General features: G+C 40.8%; 25 protein-coding genes. All 25 read right to left on the bottom strand.

Features of this window, described 5'->3' with window-relative positions:
* Positions 1 to 1,344, bottom strand: coding sequence for a preprotein translocase subunit SecY (secY, locus tag ACFQZJ_RS04460; protein ID WP_379932601.1), 1,344 nt, complete (start codon positions 1,342 to 1,344; stop codon positions 1 to 3).
* A 15-nt stretch (positions 1,345 to 1,359) separates the two neighbouring features.
* Positions 1,360 to 1,812: a 50S ribosomal protein L15 gene (rplO, locus tag ACFQZJ_RS04455; RefSeq protein WP_379932600.1), complete on the bottom strand. Its 453-nt coding sequence runs from the start codon at positions 1,810 to 1,812 to the stop codon at positions 1,360 to 1,362.
* Positions 1,813 to 1,824: 12 nt separating this feature from the next.
* Positions 1,825 to 2,004 carry a 50S ribosomal protein L30 gene (gene rpmD / locus ACFQZJ_RS04450; protein ID WP_379932598.1) on the bottom strand — a complete coding sequence of 60 codons (180 nt, stop codon included), beginning with the start codon at positions 2,002 to 2,004 and terminating at the stop codon, positions 1,825 to 1,827.
* Between the two features lie 10 nt (positions 2,005 to 2,014).
* Positions 2,015 to 2,539 carry a 30S ribosomal protein S5 gene (gene rpsE / locus ACFQZJ_RS04445; RefSeq protein ID WP_379932597.1) on the bottom strand — a complete coding sequence of 175 codons (525 nt, stop codon included), beginning with the start codon at positions 2,537 to 2,539 and terminating at the stop codon, positions 2,015 to 2,017.
* A 9-nt stretch (positions 2,540 to 2,548) separates the two neighbouring features.
* The gene (gene rplR / locus ACFQZJ_RS04440) at positions 2,549 to 2,905 is read right to left on the bottom strand and encodes a 50S ribosomal protein L18 (RefSeq protein WP_379932595.1); all 357 of its coding nucleotides are present in this window, start codon (positions 2,903 to 2,905) and stop codon (positions 2,549 to 2,551) included.
* A gap of 10 nt (positions 2,906 to 2,915) precedes the next feature.
* Positions 2,916 to 3,458: a 50S ribosomal protein L6 gene (gene rplF, locus ACFQZJ_RS04435; protein ID WP_379932594.1), complete on the bottom strand. Its 543-nt coding sequence runs from the start codon at positions 3,456 to 3,458 to the stop codon at positions 2,916 to 2,918.
* Positions 3,459 to 3,478: 20 nt separating this feature from the next.
* Positions 3,479 to 3,877, bottom strand: a complete 399-nt coding sequence (gene rpsH / locus ACFQZJ_RS04430; protein WP_379932593.1) for a 30S ribosomal protein S8 — start codon at positions 3,875 to 3,877, stop codon at positions 3,479 to 3,481.
* Positions 3,878 to 3,947: 70 nt separating this feature from the next.
* A complete protein-coding gene (gene rpsN / locus ACFQZJ_RS04425) occupies positions 3,948 to 4,217 on the bottom strand; it encodes a 30S ribosomal protein S14 (protein WP_379932592.1) in 270 nt (89 codons plus the stop codon).
* 1 nt (position 4,218) lies between these two features.
* Positions 4,219 to 4,770 carry a 50S ribosomal protein L5 gene (gene rplE / locus ACFQZJ_RS04420; protein WP_379932590.1) on the bottom strand — a complete coding sequence of 184 codons (552 nt, stop codon included), beginning with the start codon at positions 4,768 to 4,770 and terminating at the stop codon, positions 4,219 to 4,221.
* 2 nt (positions 4,771 to 4,772) lie between these two features.
* Entirely contained in the window at positions 4,773 to 5,087 is a 315-nt protein-coding gene (rplX, locus tag ACFQZJ_RS04415) for a 50S ribosomal protein L24 (RefSeq protein WP_379932588.1), read from the bottom strand.
* Between the two features lie 13 nt (positions 5,088 to 5,100).
* Entirely contained in the window at positions 5,101 to 5,469 is a 369-nt protein-coding gene (rplN, locus tag ACFQZJ_RS04410) for a 50S ribosomal protein L14 (RefSeq protein WP_013993867.1), read from the bottom strand.
* Between the two features lie 3 nt (positions 5,470 to 5,472).
* A complete protein-coding gene (gene rpsQ / locus ACFQZJ_RS04405; protein WP_027078357.1) occupies positions 5,473 to 5,733 on the bottom strand; it encodes a 30S ribosomal protein S17 in 261 nt (86 codons plus the stop codon).
* Positions 5,734 to 5,746: 13 nt separating this feature from the next.
* Complete coding sequence (gene rpmC, locus ACFQZJ_RS04400; protein WP_027078356.1) at positions 5,747 to 5,938, bottom strand: 50S ribosomal protein L29; 192 nt, start codon at positions 5,936 to 5,938, stop codon at positions 5,747 to 5,749.
* A gap of 12 nt (positions 5,939 to 5,950) precedes the next feature.
* A complete protein-coding gene (gene rplP / locus ACFQZJ_RS04395) occupies positions 5,951 to 6,379 on the bottom strand; it encodes a 50S ribosomal protein L16 (protein WP_379932586.1) in 429 nt (142 codons plus the stop codon).
* A 19-nt stretch (positions 6,380 to 6,398) separates the two neighbouring features.
* Positions 6,399 to 7,118, bottom strand: coding sequence for a 30S ribosomal protein S3 (gene rpsC, locus ACFQZJ_RS04390; RefSeq protein WP_379932584.1), 720 nt, complete (start codon positions 7,116 to 7,118; stop codon positions 6,399 to 6,401).
* A 1-nt stretch (position 7,119) separates the two neighbouring features.
* Positions 7,120 to 7,527 (bottom strand): 50S ribosomal protein L22, encoded by a 408-nt coding sequence (rplV, locus tag ACFQZJ_RS04385; RefSeq protein WP_379932582.1) that lies wholly within the window; start codon positions 7,525 to 7,527, stop codon positions 7,120 to 7,122.
* Positions 7,528 to 7,530: 3 nt separating this feature from the next.
* On the bottom strand, positions 7,531 to 7,809 hold the full coding sequence (gene rpsS / locus ACFQZJ_RS04380; protein WP_027078352.1) for a 30S ribosomal protein S19: 279 nt from the start codon (positions 7,807 to 7,809) through the stop codon (positions 7,531 to 7,533).
* A 12-nt stretch (positions 7,810 to 7,821) separates the two neighbouring features.
* Positions 7,822 to 8,646 (bottom strand): 50S ribosomal protein L2, encoded by an 825-nt coding sequence (gene rplB, locus ACFQZJ_RS04375; protein WP_379932581.1) that lies wholly within the window; start codon positions 8,644 to 8,646, stop codon positions 7,822 to 7,824.
* Between the two features lie 9 nt (positions 8,647 to 8,655).
* Entirely contained in the window at positions 8,656 to 8,946 is a 291-nt protein-coding gene (rplW, locus tag ACFQZJ_RS04370; RefSeq protein WP_379932579.1) for a 50S ribosomal protein L23, read from the bottom strand.
* A gap of 4 nt (positions 8,947 to 8,950) precedes the next feature.
* A complete protein-coding gene (gene rplD / locus ACFQZJ_RS04365; protein ID WP_379932577.1) occupies positions 8,951 to 9,580 on the bottom strand; it encodes a 50S ribosomal protein L4 in 630 nt (209 codons plus the stop codon).
* On the bottom strand, positions 9,580 to 10,197 hold the full coding sequence (rplC, locus tag ACFQZJ_RS04360; protein WP_379932576.1) for a 50S ribosomal protein L3: 618 nt from the start codon (positions 10,195 to 10,197) through the stop codon (positions 9,580 to 9,582). Before rplC ends, rplD begins: the two co-directional genes overlap by 1 nt.
* Positions 10,198 to 10,342: 145 nt before the next feature.
* Complete coding sequence (gene rpsJ, locus ACFQZJ_RS04355) at positions 10,343 to 10,648, bottom strand: 30S ribosomal protein S10 (protein WP_008613600.1); 306 nt, start codon at positions 10,646 to 10,648, stop codon at positions 10,343 to 10,345.
* 9 nt (positions 10,649 to 10,657) lie between these two features.
* Positions 10,658 to 12,790, bottom strand: coding sequence for an elongation factor G (gene fusA / locus ACFQZJ_RS04350; RefSeq protein WP_379932575.1), 2,133 nt, complete (start codon positions 12,788 to 12,790; stop codon positions 10,658 to 10,660).
* A gap of 6 nt (positions 12,791 to 12,796) precedes the next feature.
* Positions 12,797 to 13,273 carry a 30S ribosomal protein S7 gene (gene rpsG / locus ACFQZJ_RS04345; protein ID WP_379932574.1) on the bottom strand — a complete coding sequence of 159 codons (477 nt, stop codon included), beginning with the start codon at positions 13,271 to 13,273 and terminating at the stop codon, positions 12,797 to 12,799.
* Positions 13,274 to 13,293: 20 nt separating this feature from the next.
* A complete protein-coding gene (gene rpsL, locus ACFQZJ_RS04340) occupies positions 13,294 to 13,671 on the bottom strand; it encodes a 30S ribosomal protein S12 (protein ID WP_379932573.1) in 378 nt (125 codons plus the stop codon).
* Positions 13,672 to 13,835: the final 164 nt, after the last annotated feature.

Below are 13,835 nucleotides of genomic sequence, written 5' to 3'. Positions count from 1 at the left end.
TTATGCTACTTTTCTATTTTTTCCAGATTTCATCAGCCCATCATAATGCCTGTTCAATAAATACGAATTCACTTGTTGAACCGTATCTATGGCCACACCCACCATAATTAACAATGATGTACCACCATAGAACAAAGCCCATCCGGCCTGAACATTTAGCAAAGATACAACCACTGCAGGAAGTATCGCTAATAATGCCAAGAATACTGAGCCTGGCAATGTTATCAACGACATAATCTTGTCGAGGAAATCACCTGTCTCTTTCCCTGGCCTAATTCCTGGTATAAAACCTCCGCTCCGTTTTAAATCATCGGCCATTTTATTGGTAGGAACGGTAATCGCCGTGTAGAAATAAGTGAAAATGATTATCAATACCGCGAACAAAATGTTATACGCCCATCCAAAGATATTGGAGAACTCAACTTGCATCCATTGTCCAAAAGCAGTGTCATCAAATGTACTTCCTATTAGACCGGGCACGAACATAATAGCTTGCGCGAATATAATAGGCATAACTCCTGAAGCGTTTAACTTTAACGGGATATACTGTCTAGATCCCATTACATTTTTCTCATATCCACCTGACGCTGTTCTTCTAGCGTACTGCACGGGAATCTGACGTGTTGCCATCACTAACAATACACATGCAAGTATAACCAAGAACCACAATATTACTTCAATAAGGATAAACATAAGACCCCCATTGTTATCGGTAGTCCTAGATATAAATTCCTGAACAAATGACTGTGGCATTGTTGCTATAATACCTATCATAATCAATAGGGATATACCATTACCAATACCTTTGTCCGTAATCTTTTCGCCCAACCACATGGCAAACACACAACCTGTAACCAAAATAATTACCGCCGGCACCATAAAATCAAGGCCTTTACCAAGCAAAAAAGCTGTATCTCTAACTCCGAACGCCTCTAAACCATATAAATAAGCAGGAGCTTGAACAATACAAATTGCGATAGTCAACCATCTTGTAATCTGATTGATTGTCTTACGACCACTTTCCCCTTCTTTCTGTAACTTTTGGAGATACGGTATTGCGATTCCCATAAGCTGAACAACGATAGAAGCCGATATGTAAGGCATAATACCCAAGGCAAAAATAGATGCGTTAGCAAAAGCTCCTCCTGTAAATGCATTCAACAAACCGAAAATACCCTGATCGGTGCTATCTGCCAATGCACCTAACTGGGTAGTATCAATTCCTGGAAGAACAATTTGGCAACCAAACCTATAGACCAACAAAAGACCTAAAGTAATAAGTATCCTATTTCTTAGCTCCTCTATCTTCCAAATATTGGATAATGTATCAATAAACTTCTTCATGTTCTCTTTGTATGCTTATAAAGATATTGCCTCACCACCAGCAGCCTCTATTGCAGCTTTTGCCGAAGCGCTAAACTTATGTGCCGAAACTTTAAGAGAAGCTTTCAATTCACCGCCACCTAAAATTTTAACCAACTCATTTTTACGCGCTAGCCTATTCTCGATCAAAGTATCCAAGGACACAACATCCTTAACACCCTTATCATCTACCAATTGCTGCAGAACGTCCAAGTTTATACCTTGATATTCCTTTCTGTTAATATTGGTAAAACCGAATTTTGGCACTCTACGCTGCAATGGCATTTGACCACCTTCGAAACCAATTTTCTTTGAATAACCGGACCTAGACTTCGCACCTTTATGACCCCTAGCGGCGGTACCTCCCTTGCCGGAACCTTGGCCTCTTCCTAAACGTTTTCCGTCCCTATTTACTGAACCTTCGGCAGGTTGTAGATTACTTAAATTCATTAGATCTTATATTTAAGCTTCTTCTGTAGAAACTAAATGTTCAACTTTATTTATCATTCCAAGGATGTTCGGTGTGTTATCATGTTCCACAACCTGTCCTATCCTTTTCAATCCTAGAGCTATTAAAGTCCTTTTCTGATTCTGGGGCTTTTTAATGCTACTCTTAACTAGCTTTACTTTAATCTTTGCCATAATTGCTTTCTTAGCCTTTAAAAACTTTCTCCAAAGAAACTCCTCTTTGTTTTGCTATTGTTCCTGCATCACGTAATTGTAACAGCGCATCAAAAGTCGCCTTTACAACGTTATGAGGATTGGATGAACCTTGTGATTTTGACAAAACATCATGCACCCCAACGGCCTCCAAGACCGCTCTCACGGCACCTCCTGCAATAACACCCGTACCCTGTGATGCAGGTTGGATGTACACACGCGCTCCACCAAACTTTCCCTTTTGCTCATGCGGCAGGGTTCCTTTGTTCAACGGAATACGAATTAAGTTCTTCTTTCCGTCCTCTATAGCCTTTGCAATTGCAGTAGCAACCTCTTTAGACTTACCAAGACCATGTCCTACAACGCCATTCTCATCACCAACCACAACAATAGCTGAAAAGCCAAAAGCCCTACCACCTTTGGTTACTTTGGTTACACGTTGTATTCCGACCAACCTATCTTTAAGATCTAAACCTCCTGGCTTAACGGTTTCTACGTTTTTGTATTTCTGAAACATACTGTTATATTAAAATTTAAGACCAGCCTCCCTTGCCCCTTCAGCCAAAGATTTAACCCTTCCGTGATATAAATTTCCGCCTCTATCGAAAGCAACCTTTTCCAATCCTGCCTTCAGTGCCTTTTCGGCAACAGACTTACCTACTATAGCCGCCATTTCACTTTTGCTACCCTTGGTACCCGCAATACCCTTATCTCGAGAAGATGCAGATGCCAAAGTAGTACCATTAACGTCGTCTATTAACTGCGCATAAATCTCGCTGTTACTTCTAAATACAGATAATCTAGGTCTAGCCGCAGTTCCAGAAGAGACCTTTCGGATCCTTCTTCGGATTCTATATTTCCTTTGTGTTTTTGATAATCTCATAATATTCTTATTAAGCTGACTTACCAGCCTTTCTTCTTAATATTTCACCAACAAACTTGATACCTTTTCCTTTATAAGGCTCAGGTCTTCTAAATGACCTGATTTTGGCAGCAATATGTCCCACAAGTTGCTTATCGTGAGAAGTTAATTTTACGATTGGATTTTTACCTTTCTCCGAGATTGTTTCCACTTTCACTTCTGGTGCAATATCAAAAACAATGTTATGGGAAAAACCTAACGCAAGATCCAGCTTTTGTCCTTGATTGCTGGCACGGTACCCAACACCTACCAATTCCAATTCCTTGGTCCATCCTTTAGATACACCTTCTATCATATTTAGCACCAACGAACGGTAAAGTCCGTGCATTGATTTATGTTCCTTTGAGTCCGACGGTCTTGTAACCCAAGCCTGCCCATCTTCTATTTTTACCGAAACACCTGAAAATTCTTGTGTCAACTCACCCAACTTACCTTTTACCGTAACTAAGTTCTCGCTAATTTCAACTGTAACTCCCTCAGGAATCGCTATCGGATTATTACCTATTCTAGACATCTTCTTAACTCTTTAATCGATTAATAAACGTAGCATAAGACCTCACCACCAACATTTTCAGCCTTTGCCTGCTTACTTGTCATTACGCCGTGCGAAGTAGATACAATCGCAATACCCAAACCATTTAATACCCTTGGCAGTTCTTGACTTGGAGCATACTTACGAAGACCAGGCTTACTGATACGCTGTATTTTTCTGATTACGGGCTCCTTGGTTATCTTGTCGTACTTCAAAGCAATTTTAATGCTCCCTTGTACCTTATCGGCCTCAAACTTATAACTTAAAATATATCCTTGATCGAATAGGATTTTAGTTATCTCCTTTTTTAGATTGGAAGCAGGGATTTCAACTACCCTGTGTCCCGCTCTACTTGCGTTTCTAACCCTAGTTAGATAATCTGCTATAGTATCTGTTACCATTTATATATAATTCGGTTATGGTTTTTAGCATTGCGCTAAACCTACAACCATTTAACTTTTTTCTACTTTTTTACCAGCTTGCTTTCCTAACTCCGGGAATCAAACCTTGATTGGCCATTTCCCTGAAGGTTACCCTAGAAATGCCAAAAGTTCTCATGTAACCTTTTGGTCTACCGGTTAACTTACATCTATTGTGCATTCTTACCGGTGAAGCATTTTTTGGCAATTTCTGTAACGCCTCATAATCTCCGGCCTCTTTCAAAGCCTTACGCTTTTCAGCATACTTAGCTACAGTTCTTGCCCTTTTTCTTTCACGGGCCTTCATTGATTCTTTAGCCATACTAGTTCTTTTTAAAAGGTAATCCCATTTCTGTTAATAATGATTTTGCTTCTTTATCCGTATTGGCGGATGTAACGAAAGTTATATCCATACCATTGATGCGATTGATTTTATCAATATTTATCTCAGGAAAAATAATCTGTTCGGTAATACCAAGATTGTAATTGCCACGACCATCAAAACCTGTGGCTCTAATTCCTTGAAAATCCCGTACCCTAGGCAAGGCCGAAGTAACCAACCTATCTAAAAATTCGTACATACGTTCCCCGCGCAAGGTAACTTTTGCACCGATGGGCATACCCTTTCTTAATTTGAAAGCGGCAACATCCTTTTTAGACATCGTAGCAATCGCCTTTTGCCCTGTTATCATCGTCATCTCATCAACGGCATGATCGATTAGCTTTTTATCGGCTACCGCTGCACCAACACCTCTGCTGACAACTATTTTTTCTAACTTAGGCACCTGCATTACATTTTTGTAACCAAATTCCTCAGTGAGCGCAGACACTATTCGCTCCTTATATTCTTTCTTTAATCTTGCAACGTAAGCCATAACTAAATTACTTCATTGGATTTCTTGGAAAATCTTACTTTTTTACCATCCCTTACATCATAACCAACTCTGGTAGTCTCACCAGTTTTAGAATCGATAAGTGCAAGATTTGATATATGTAATAACGCCTCTTTTTTAACAATACCACCTTGCGGGTTCTTTGCACTTGGCTTCTCATGTTTAGAGACCAAATTAACACCTTCAACAATGGCTTTGTTCTTTTCAAGATTTACTAATACAACTTTACCCTCGGAACCTTTATGGTCTCCAGCAGTAACCCTAACCGTATCTCCTGTTTTTATTTTTAACTTTCTCATCTTCTGAAATCTATTATAGTACCTCTGGGGCCAATGATACAATTTTCATAAACTGCTTATCCCTAAGCTCTCTGGCTACTGGTCCAAAAACCCTAGTACCCCGCATTTCCCCGGTAGGATTCAAAAGCACACACGCATTATCATCAAATCTGATATACGAACCATCTGGTCTTCTAACCTCCTTTTTGGTACGTACCACGACTGCGGTAGAAACCGCACCCTTTTTTATACCACCATTAGGAGTAGCTTCCTTTACAGTTACCACGATTTTGTCTCCAATAGAAGCATATCTTCTTTTGGTCCCACCTAGGACACGAATAGTTAAAACCTCTTTCGCTCCCGTATTATCCGCTACCTTTAATCTAGATTCTTGCTGTAACATAACTTATTTGGCTCTTTCTAGGATTTCTACTAACCTCCAACATTTGGTTTTACTCATAGGACGTGTCTCCATAATTTTTACCGTATCACCTTCTCTGCAGTCATTTTTCTCGTCGTGCGCAACGTATTTCTTCGTCTTTAAAACGAATTTACCGTACATAGGGTGCTTTACACGCTTTACCTCGGCAACAACTATGGACTTCTCCATTTTGTTGCTAGTTACAACCCCTACTCTTTCCTTTCTTAAATTTCTCTTTTCTTCCATAAAGCAGAACCAGTTATTGGTTTTCCCTATTTGTTAATTCCGTAGCCAATCTAGCAACAGTTCTTCTAACTTTCCTAATCTGAAGAGGATTCTCCAAAGGCGTTACAAAATGAGCCATTTTTAAATCCGCATGTTGTTTCTTATACTCGATAAGTTTTTCCGTAAGTCCTTCGACAGACAATTCTTTTACTTCTTGTTTTTTCATAATTTCTTACGATTAATTATCAAGTGAATAATCCCTTGCAACAATAAACTTTGTTTTAACGGGAAGTTTTTGAGCAGCCAACCGAAGTGCTTCCTTAGCAATATCCATAGACACCCCACCAACTTCAAACATTATTCTACCTGGCTTCACTACGGCTACAAAGTACTCCGGAGCTCCTTTACCTTTACCCATACGAACCTCCAAAGGCTTCTTGGTGATAGGCTTGTCCGGAAAAACCTTGATCCATAACTGACCTTCCCTTTTCATATATCTAGTAGCAGCGATACGTGCAGCTTCAATTTGTCGCGAGGTTAAAAAAGCTGCATCTCCAACAGACTTTATACCGAACATACCATTTGAAAGCTGATGGCCTCTTCCGGTGTTACCCTTCATACGGCCCTTCTGCATTTTACGAAACTTCGTTCTTTTCGGTTGTAACATTTCTTTACTTCTTTAAAAATTACTTTCTACGACGTGGCTTTCTTCCACCATCTTGATTACCTGACCCCTTAGACTGCCCTTTCTGCATTCCTACCAACGGAGACAATTCTCTTTTACCGTAGACCTCACCCTTCATGATCCATACTTTAATACCTAATTTTCCATAGGTAGTCTGAGCCTCATGCATTGCATAATCGATATCGGCCCTGAACGTAGACAAAGGAATTCTACCGTCCTTATAGGATTCCGAACGAGCCATTTCCGCGCCGTTCAACCTACCGGATATCTGCACCTTTATACCTTCGGCATTCATTCTCATGGCCGCGGTAATAGACATTTTGATCGCTCTTCTGAAAGAAATTCTACTTTCGATCTGACGCGCTATACTAGCAGCGACCAAGTTTGCATCTACTTCTGGACGCTTGATCTCATATATGTTGATCTGAACTTCCTTGCCGGTAATTTTCTTAAGCTCTTCTTTAAGCTTATCAACCTCTTGACCTCCCTTACCAATAATGATACCCGGCCTAGCGGTTGTAACCGTCACAGTGATCAACTTCAAGGTACGCTCAATGATTACCCTTGAAACACTAGCTTTAGAAAGTCTGGCATGAATATATTTTCTAATCTTACTATCCTCAGCAAGCTTGTCACCATAATCGTTGCCACCATACCAGTTGGATTCCCAACCTCTGATGATTCCAAGACGATTTCCTATTGGATTTGTTTTCTGTCCCATTCTAGCTTACTATATTATTGTTAGACCCCAAAACCAATGTTACATGGTTGGAACGTTTTCTAATTCTATGCGCTCTTCCTTGTGGTGCTGGTCTAAGCCTCTTCAACATCGTCCCACCATCCACTCTAATCTCTGCAACCACCAATTCCGCGTCTTCAACATTTGCGTCCTCATTCTTAGCTTGCCAATTAGCCAAAGCTGACAACAACAGCTTCTCCAACTTTCTTGAAGCCTCCTTACTATTGAAACGAAGTATGGCCAAGGCCTTTTCTACCTTCTCACCACGAATTAAATCCGCAACAAGTCTCATCTTTCTAGGGGAAGTTGGACAATTGTTCAACTTTGCAAAAGCAACTTTCTTCTTTTCTGCCTTTATTCTTTCGGCCATTTGTTTTTTACGAACTCCCATAGCTTACTTTTTTCCTTTGTTTTTTGCACCTGCATGACCTCTAAAAGATCTTGTTGGTGAAAATTCTCCCAATTTGTGACCAACCATATTTTCAGTAACGAAAACTGGTACAAATTGTCTTCCATTATGAACCGCTATCGTCATCCCTACAAAATCGGGTGTAATCATCGAAGCTCTTGACCATGTCTTGATAACCGACTTTTTACCCGAGGATGCGCTCTGTTGGATTTTCTTCTCCAAGCTGTAATGAACGTAAGGTCCTTTTTTTAGTGAACGTGCCATTTCTTTCTAGTTTTATTTCTTTCTACGTTCTATTATATACTTGTTTGTGCTCTTAGTCTTGGAACGCGTTCTAAAACCTTTCGCAGGAATACCGTTCCTAGATCTTGGATGACCACCCGATGCTCTTCCTTCTCCACCTCCCATTGGGTGATCCACAGGGTTCATAGCTACCGGCCTTGTTCTTGGCCTTCTTCCCAACCATCTGCTTCTACCGGCCTTACCGGAAACCAATAATTGATGGTCCGAGTTAGATATGGCTCCAATCGTCGCCATACAACCTGAAAGTATCAATCTTGTTTCACCCGAAGGCATCTTAACAGTAACAAACTTACCGTCCTTGGCCATCAACTGAGCAAAGGTTCCTGCACTACGCGCCATAACAGCACCCTGTCCAGGACGTAATTCTATACATGAAATTATAGTCCCTAAAGGAATATCGATCAAAGGCAACGCATTCCCGATTTCTGGAGTGGCATTGGAACCGGACATTACCTGCTGACCTACTTCTAGACCATTTTGAGCTATAATATATCGCTTTTCCCCATCAGCATACGACAATAAAGCGACAAACGCCGTTCTATTGGGATCATACTCGATAGAAGCGACCGTAGCAAGCACATCACGCCTGTCCCTTTTGAAATCGATAACACGATATCTTCTTTTATGACCACCACCTTTCTGGCGTATGGTCATCTTACCTTGACTGTTTCTACCTCCGGACTTTTTTAACGGAGCGAGCAAGCTCTTCTCCGGCTTATCAGTAGTAATGGCGTCAAATCCGTTAACTACTCTAAAACGCTGTCCAGGAGTGACTGGTTTTAATTTTCTAACTGACATTCTTTGTCTTTATAGATTACTGTAAAAATCGATGATATCACCCTCAACAACATCAACGACCGCTTTCTTAATAGCATTTGTCTTTCCATGCTGAACCCCGGTTTTGGTAAACCTGGATTTTCGGGAAGGCCCGTAATTCATTGTACGCACCTTTTTAACAGATACCCCATAAGTTGCCTCAACAGCATCCTTAATCTGAATTTTGTTAGCCCTAGGATCAACAATAAAACCGTAACGATTGTTTAGTTCGCTATCAGCTGTCATCTTCTCCGTTATGATGGGTTTTATTAACACACTCATGGTCCTACTTGTTTAAATTCAATTCAATTCCCTCCAAAGCGCTCTCCAACAACACAAGACTTTTTGCATTTAATATTTTGTAAGTGCTTAATTCTGAGCTTGTTATAACCTCTGAATGGGCTAAATTACGAGAAGACAAATATACACCTTTATTTGAATCGCCCAACACAAATAAAGACTTTTTACTTTCCAAGCCCAAAGACTTTAAAACCGCAACAAAATCTTTTGTTTTTGGAGCATCAAAATCGAAGTCCTCTACCACTAAAATCGACTTTTCCCGAGACTTTAAGGTCAAAGCTGATTTTCGTGCCAAACGCTTTAAGTTTTTGTTCAATTTTTGGGTGTAATCCTTTGGTCTAGGGCCAAAAATACGTCCACCACCTCTAAAAATTGGAGACTTTATACTACCCGCTCTAGCGGTACCCGTACCTTTTTGTTTCTTAATCTTTCTAGTACTACCAGCAATCTCTGCTCTTTCCTTAGCCTTGTGCGTTCCTTGCCTTTGATGAGCAAGGTACTGCTTAACATCTAAATAAACTGCATGATTATTGGGCTCTATACCGTACACCTGATCCGAAAGCTCTGCCTTCCTACCCGTGTCTTTTCCTTTAATATCTAAAACTGCTACCTTCATTACTTCTCAATAGTTACATAAGCGTTTTTATGACCAGGAACACAACCTTTAACAACTAAAAGATTTTTTTCCGGAACTACTTTCAACACCCTTAGGTTTTGAACCGTTACCCTATCGGTTCCCATTCTACCTGCCATTTTCATTCCTTTGAAAACTCTAGCAGGATACGAAGCCGCACCAATGGAACCTGGAGCCCTAAGCCTGTTATGTTGACCATGTGTCGCTTGTCCTACACCGGCAAAACCATGGCGCTTTACAACCCCTTGGAACCCCTTACCTTTTGAAGTACCTACGACATCAACAAATTCTCCTTCTACAAAAACATCGACACCCACGGTGTCCCCCAATTTGTAATCCCCATCAAAACCTGAAAACTCAACGACTTTTTTCTTTGGAGAAGCACCTGCTTTTTTAAAGTGACCGATCTCGGCCTTATTAGCACGTTTTTCTGCCTTGTCATCGAAACCAAGTTGAAGCGCATTATACCCATCAACTTCTTCGGTTCTGACTTGGGTAACAACACATGGCCCAGCTTGTATAACGGTACATGGAATATTTTTTCCATTCTCGTCAAAAAGACTGGTCATGCCTACTTTTTTTCCTATTAACCCAGACATACTATTTATATTAATTATTACTATTTAAATTCAATTCAAAAAAATAGGGCCAAAACAATTTAACCCTAAATTATTTTTATCCGTTTTTCCCTTGCACGCGGCTCGGGACATGTAAAACCTCTTTTTTACCAAAAGGTTTGCAAATTTACACTTTTATCTCCACTTCAACACCACTTGGCAGCTCTAATTTCATGAGCGCGTCAATAGTTTTTGAAGAAGAACTGTAAATATCCAGTAAACGCTTGTAAGAACTCAACTGAAACTGCTCCCTTGACTTCTTGTTTACGTGAGGAGACCTCAAAACAGTGAATATTTTCTTGTGTGTTGGCAAAGGAATTGGACCTGTAACAACAGCACCGGTAGTCTTTACCGTTTTTACGATCTTTTCCGCCGACTTGTCCACCAAGTTGTAATCGTAAGATTTTAATTTTATTCTAATTTTCTGACTCATTCCCTTAATTTATGCTGTTATACCTTTGGCCTTTTTAATCACTTCTTCAGATATATTTGAAGGTGTTTGGGCATAATGTGAAAATTCCATTGTTGACGTGGCTCTACCAGAAGATAATGTCCTTAGCGAGGTTACATAACCGAACATTTCGGACAAAGGAACTTCACCTCTTACGACCTTGGCACCTGCACGGTCACTCATATCGCTAATGGTTCCCCTTCTACGGTTTAAATCACCAACAATATCGCCCATGTTCTCTTCCGGCGTAATCACCTCAATCTTCATTATTGGCTCCATAATGACAGCACCTGCAGCTTTACCTGCGGCTTTGTACCCCATTTTTGCAGCCAACTCAAAGGAGAGTGCATCAGAATCCACGGCATGAAAAGAACCATCCTTTAATACCACTTTCATAGTATCCATTTCAAATCCGGCCAAAGGACCGTTCTGCATTGCAGCGGCGAAACCTTTTTCAACAGATGGTATAAATTCCTTAGGAATGCGACCACCTTTGATTTCATCGACGAACTGTAATCCTTCGCCTTCGAAATCTTCATCGGCAGGACTCATTTCAAAAACAATATCCCCGAACTTACCACGACCACCAGATTGTTTCTTGTACGTCTCTCGGTGCGCAGCCATTTTAGTAAGCGCTTCTTTATATTCAACCTGAGGCTCACCTTGGTTTACCTCAACCTTGAATTCTCTTCTTAAACGATCCACGATAATATCCAAGTGAAGCTCACCCATACCGGATATAATTGTTTGGCCAGAAGCTTCGTCCGTTTTCACTTGGAACGTCGGATCCTCTTCGGCCAACTTGGCCAAGGCCATTCCTAGTTTATCCACATCGACCTTGGTCTTGGGCTCCACTGCAATACCGATTACGGGATCAGGGAAATCCATACTTTCCAAAACAATAGGATGCTTTTCGGAGGACATAGTGTCCCCAGTCTTTATATCCTTAAAACCTACGGCAGCTCCAATATCACCTGCTTCAATAAAATCAATAGCATTTTGCTTGTTGGAATGCATCTGGTAGATACGTGAAATACGCTCTTTTTTTCCGGAACGGTTATTCAATATATAAGAACCGGCATCCAAACGCCCCGAGTATGCGCGGAAAAATGCCAAACGACCAACAAATGGATCTGTGGCAATTTTAAACGCCAAGGCCGCGAACGGCTCCTTTACACTAGGCTTACGCAACTCTTCTTTACCGGTATCCGGGTTTACACCAACAATATTATCCCTATCCAACGGAGAAGGCAAATACCTACAAACGGCGTCCAATAAGAACTGAACTCCTTTGTTTTTGAACGATGACCCACAGACCATAGGTATAATGGCCATATCCATAACCGCGGCCCTAAGAGCTGCATGGACCTCATCCTCTGTAATAGAGTCTTCGTCCTCCATGAATTTCTCTAGCAGATTCTCATCATAACTAGCAACTTCCTCAATCAACATAGCACGGTACTTGCGAACCTCAGCCTTCATGTCTTCTGGAATGTCGACGATATCAAAAGTAGACCCGTAATTATCCTCGTGCCATACAATCGCCCTATTCTTTACCAAATCCACAATTCCTTTGAAATCACCCTCATCACCAATATTCAATACAATTGGAACTGCATTTGACTTCAACATCTCCTTTACCTGGGTACAAACACCCAAGAAGTTAGATCCTTGACGGTCCATTTTATTAACAAAACCGATTCTAGGCACTTTGTAATTATCAGCCAGCCTCCAGTTAGTCTCGGATTGTGGCTCAACACCATCTACCGCACTAAAAAGAAAAACCAGCCCATCTAGAACCCGCAACGAACGATTTACCTCTACCGTAAAATCAACGTGTCCAGGGGTGTCTATAATATTGAAATGATAATCCTGCGCCTCTGCGGTCGGCTCTCCATTTTCTTTAGGAAATGTCCAATCACATGTAGTCGCCGCCGAAGTAATGGTAATACCACGCTCAGCTTCTTGCTCCATCCAGTCCATCGTTGAAGCGCCATCATGCACTTCACCTATCTTGTGCGAAACACCCGTGTAAAATAAAATACGCTCCGTTGTGGTCGTTTTACCTGCATCAATATGTGCAGCAATACCTATGTTTCTAGTAAGTTTTAAATCTCTTGCCATCTCTGTTTAAAATCTAAAATGAGAAAATGCTTTGTTAGCCTCGGCCATCTTGTGCGTATCTACTCGCTTTTTAACGGCAGCACCCTCTTCTTTTGAAGCGGCCAAAATCTCTCCCGCCAATTTTTGGGACATCCCTTTTTCATTTCGCTTTCGAGAATAGCTGATAAGCCATTTCATTGCGGTAGAAATTTTTCTATCCGGTCGTATTTGCATTGGTATTTGAAATGTAGCACCACCAACTCTCCTGCTTCTCACTTCAACGTGTGGCATTACATTGCTCAATGCGTCCTTCCACAGCTCTAAGGCTGTTTTTTCTTCGTCTGTCTTTTTGGCGTCCACGATATCGATAGCATCGTAAAATACACTAAATGCTACTGACTTTTTCCCATCCCACATCATCATATTAACGAATCTGGTAACTAACTGATCGTTAAATCTTGGGTCTGGTAAAAGTGGACGTTTTTTTGCCTGTCTTTTTCTCATTTCTTCTTTTTAAAAAGTGTTTATGACTTCTTAGGTCTTTTTGCACCGTACTTAGATCTACGCTGTGTTCTACCGGCCACACCTGCTGTGTCCAATGCCCCACGAACGATATGATATCTTACTCCCGGCAAATCTTTGACTCTCCCGCCCCTTACTAATACTATCGAGTGCTCTTGTAGATTATGCCCCTCTCCAGGTATGTATGCGTTTACTTCCTTACCATTTGTCAACCTAACCCTTGCAACTTTTCGCATTGCTGAATTTGGTTTTTTAGGTGTAGTTGTGTAAACACGGGTACATACCCCTCTTCTCTGAGGACACGAATCCAAAGCAGCCGATTTACTCTTCTTAGTAATTGTGGCTCTTCCTGTTCGTACTAATTGTGATATTGTTGGCATACTTTATAAATATGTAAAAATTTACCCCTTGTTTAAGGGTCGGCAAATGTAATAATAAATACCAAAACTTCAAACCCTGATCAATTTATTTTTGAAGTTTTTTTAAATCGCCAATTTGTAGCACCAATTCCAATCTAAGAGCACATAAACGAGCAGCAACACCT

Origin of the sequence: Maribacter chungangensis (assembly GCF_042676845.1) — a bacterium.
Classification (GTDB): domain Bacteria; phylum Bacteroidota; class Bacteroidia; order Flavobacteriales; family Flavobacteriaceae; genus Maribacter; species Maribacter chungangensis.
The sequence above is the reverse complement of the archived record's forward strand: the minus strand, read 5'-3'. Positions and strand labels throughout refer to the sequence as shown.

Bases quoted from the DNA above. Each gene is read 5' to 3' on its own strand.
- secY (WP_379932601.1), bottom strand. From the start codon at position 1,344: ATGAAGAAGTTTATTGATACATTATCCAATATTTGGAAGATAGAGGAG.
- rplO (WP_379932600.1), bottom strand. From the start codon at position 1,812: ATGAATTTAAGTAATCTACAACCTGCCGAAGGTTCAGTAAATAGGGAC.
- rpmD (WP_379932598.1), bottom strand. From the start codon at position 2,004: ATGGCAAAGATTAAAGTAAAGCTAGTTAAGAGTAGCATTAAAAAGCCC.
- rpsE (WP_379932597.1), bottom strand. From the start codon at position 2,539: ATGTTTCAGAAATACAAAAACGTAGAAACCGTTAAGCCAGGAGGTTTA.
- rplR (WP_379932595.1), bottom strand. From the start codon at position 2,905: ATGAGATTATCAAAAACACAAAGGAAATATAGAATCCGAAGAAGGATC.
- rplF (WP_379932594.1), bottom strand. From the start codon at position 3,458: ATGTCTAGAATAGGTAATAATCCGATAGCGATTCCTGAGGGAGTTACA.
- rpsH (WP_379932593.1), bottom strand. From the start codon at position 3,877: ATGGTAACAGATACTATAGCAGATTATCTAACTAGGGTTAGAAACGCA.
- rpsN (WP_379932592.1), bottom strand. From the start codon at position 4,217: ATGGCTAAAGAATCAATGAAGGCCCGTGAAAGAAAAAGGGCAAGAACT.
- rplE (WP_379932590.1), bottom strand. From the start codon at position 4,770: ATGGCTTACGTTGCAAGATTAAAGAAAGAATATAAGGAGCGAATAGTG.
- rplX (WP_379932588.1), bottom strand. From the start codon at position 5,087: ATGAGAAAGTTAAAAATAAAAACAGGAGATACGGTTAGGGTTACTGCT.
- rplN (WP_013993867.1), bottom strand. From the start codon at position 5,469: ATGTTACAGCAAGAATCTAGATTAAAGGTAGCGGATAATACGGGAGCG.
- rpsQ (WP_027078357.1), bottom strand. From the start codon at position 5,733: ATGGAAGAAAAGAGAAATTTAAGAAAGGAAAGAGTAGGGGTTGTAACT.
- rpmC (WP_027078356.1), bottom strand. From the start codon at position 5,938: ATGAAAAAACAAGAAGTAAAAGAATTGTCTGTCGAAGGACTTACGGAA.
- rplP (WP_379932586.1), bottom strand. From the start codon at position 6,379: ATGTTACAACCGAAAAGAACGAAGTTTCGTAAAATGCAGAAGGGCCGT.
- rpsC (WP_379932584.1), bottom strand. From the start codon at position 7,118: ATGGGACAGAAAACAAATCCAATAGGAAATCGTCTTGGAATCATCAGA.
- rplV (WP_379932582.1), bottom strand. From the start codon at position 7,527: ATGGGAGTTCGTAAAAAACAAATGGCCGAAAGAATAAAGGCAGAAAAG.
- rpsS (WP_027078352.1), bottom strand. From the start codon at position 7,809: ATGGCACGTTCACTAAAAAAAGGACCTTACGTTCATTACAGCTTGGAG.
- rplB (WP_379932581.1), bottom strand. From the start codon at position 8,646: ATGTCAGTTAGAAAATTAAAACCAGTCACTCCTGGACAGCGTTTTAGA.
- rplW (WP_379932579.1), bottom strand. From the start codon at position 8,946: ATGAGTGTGTTAATAAAACCCATCATAACGGAGAAGATGACAGCTGAT.
- rplD (WP_379932577.1), bottom strand. From the start codon at position 9,580: ATGAAGGTAGCAGTTTTAGATATTAAAGGAAAAGACACGGGTAGGAAG.
- rplC (WP_379932576.1), bottom strand. From the start codon at position 10,197: ATGTCTGGGTTAATAGGAAAAAAAGTAGGCATGACCAGTCTTTTTGAC.
- rpsJ (WP_008613600.1), bottom strand. From the start codon at position 10,648: ATGAGTCAGAAAATTAGAATAAAATTAAAATCTTACGATTACAACTTG.
- fusA (WP_379932575.1), bottom strand. From the start codon at position 12,790: ATGGCAAGAGATTTAAAACTTACTAGAAACATAGGTATTGCTGCACAT.
- rpsG (WP_379932574.1), bottom strand. From the start codon at position 13,273: ATGAGAAAAAGACAGGCAAAAAAACGTCCACTTTTACCAGACCCAAGA.
- rpsL (WP_379932573.1), bottom strand. From the start codon at position 13,671: ATGCCAACAATATCACAATTAGTACGAACAGGAAGAGCCACAATTACT.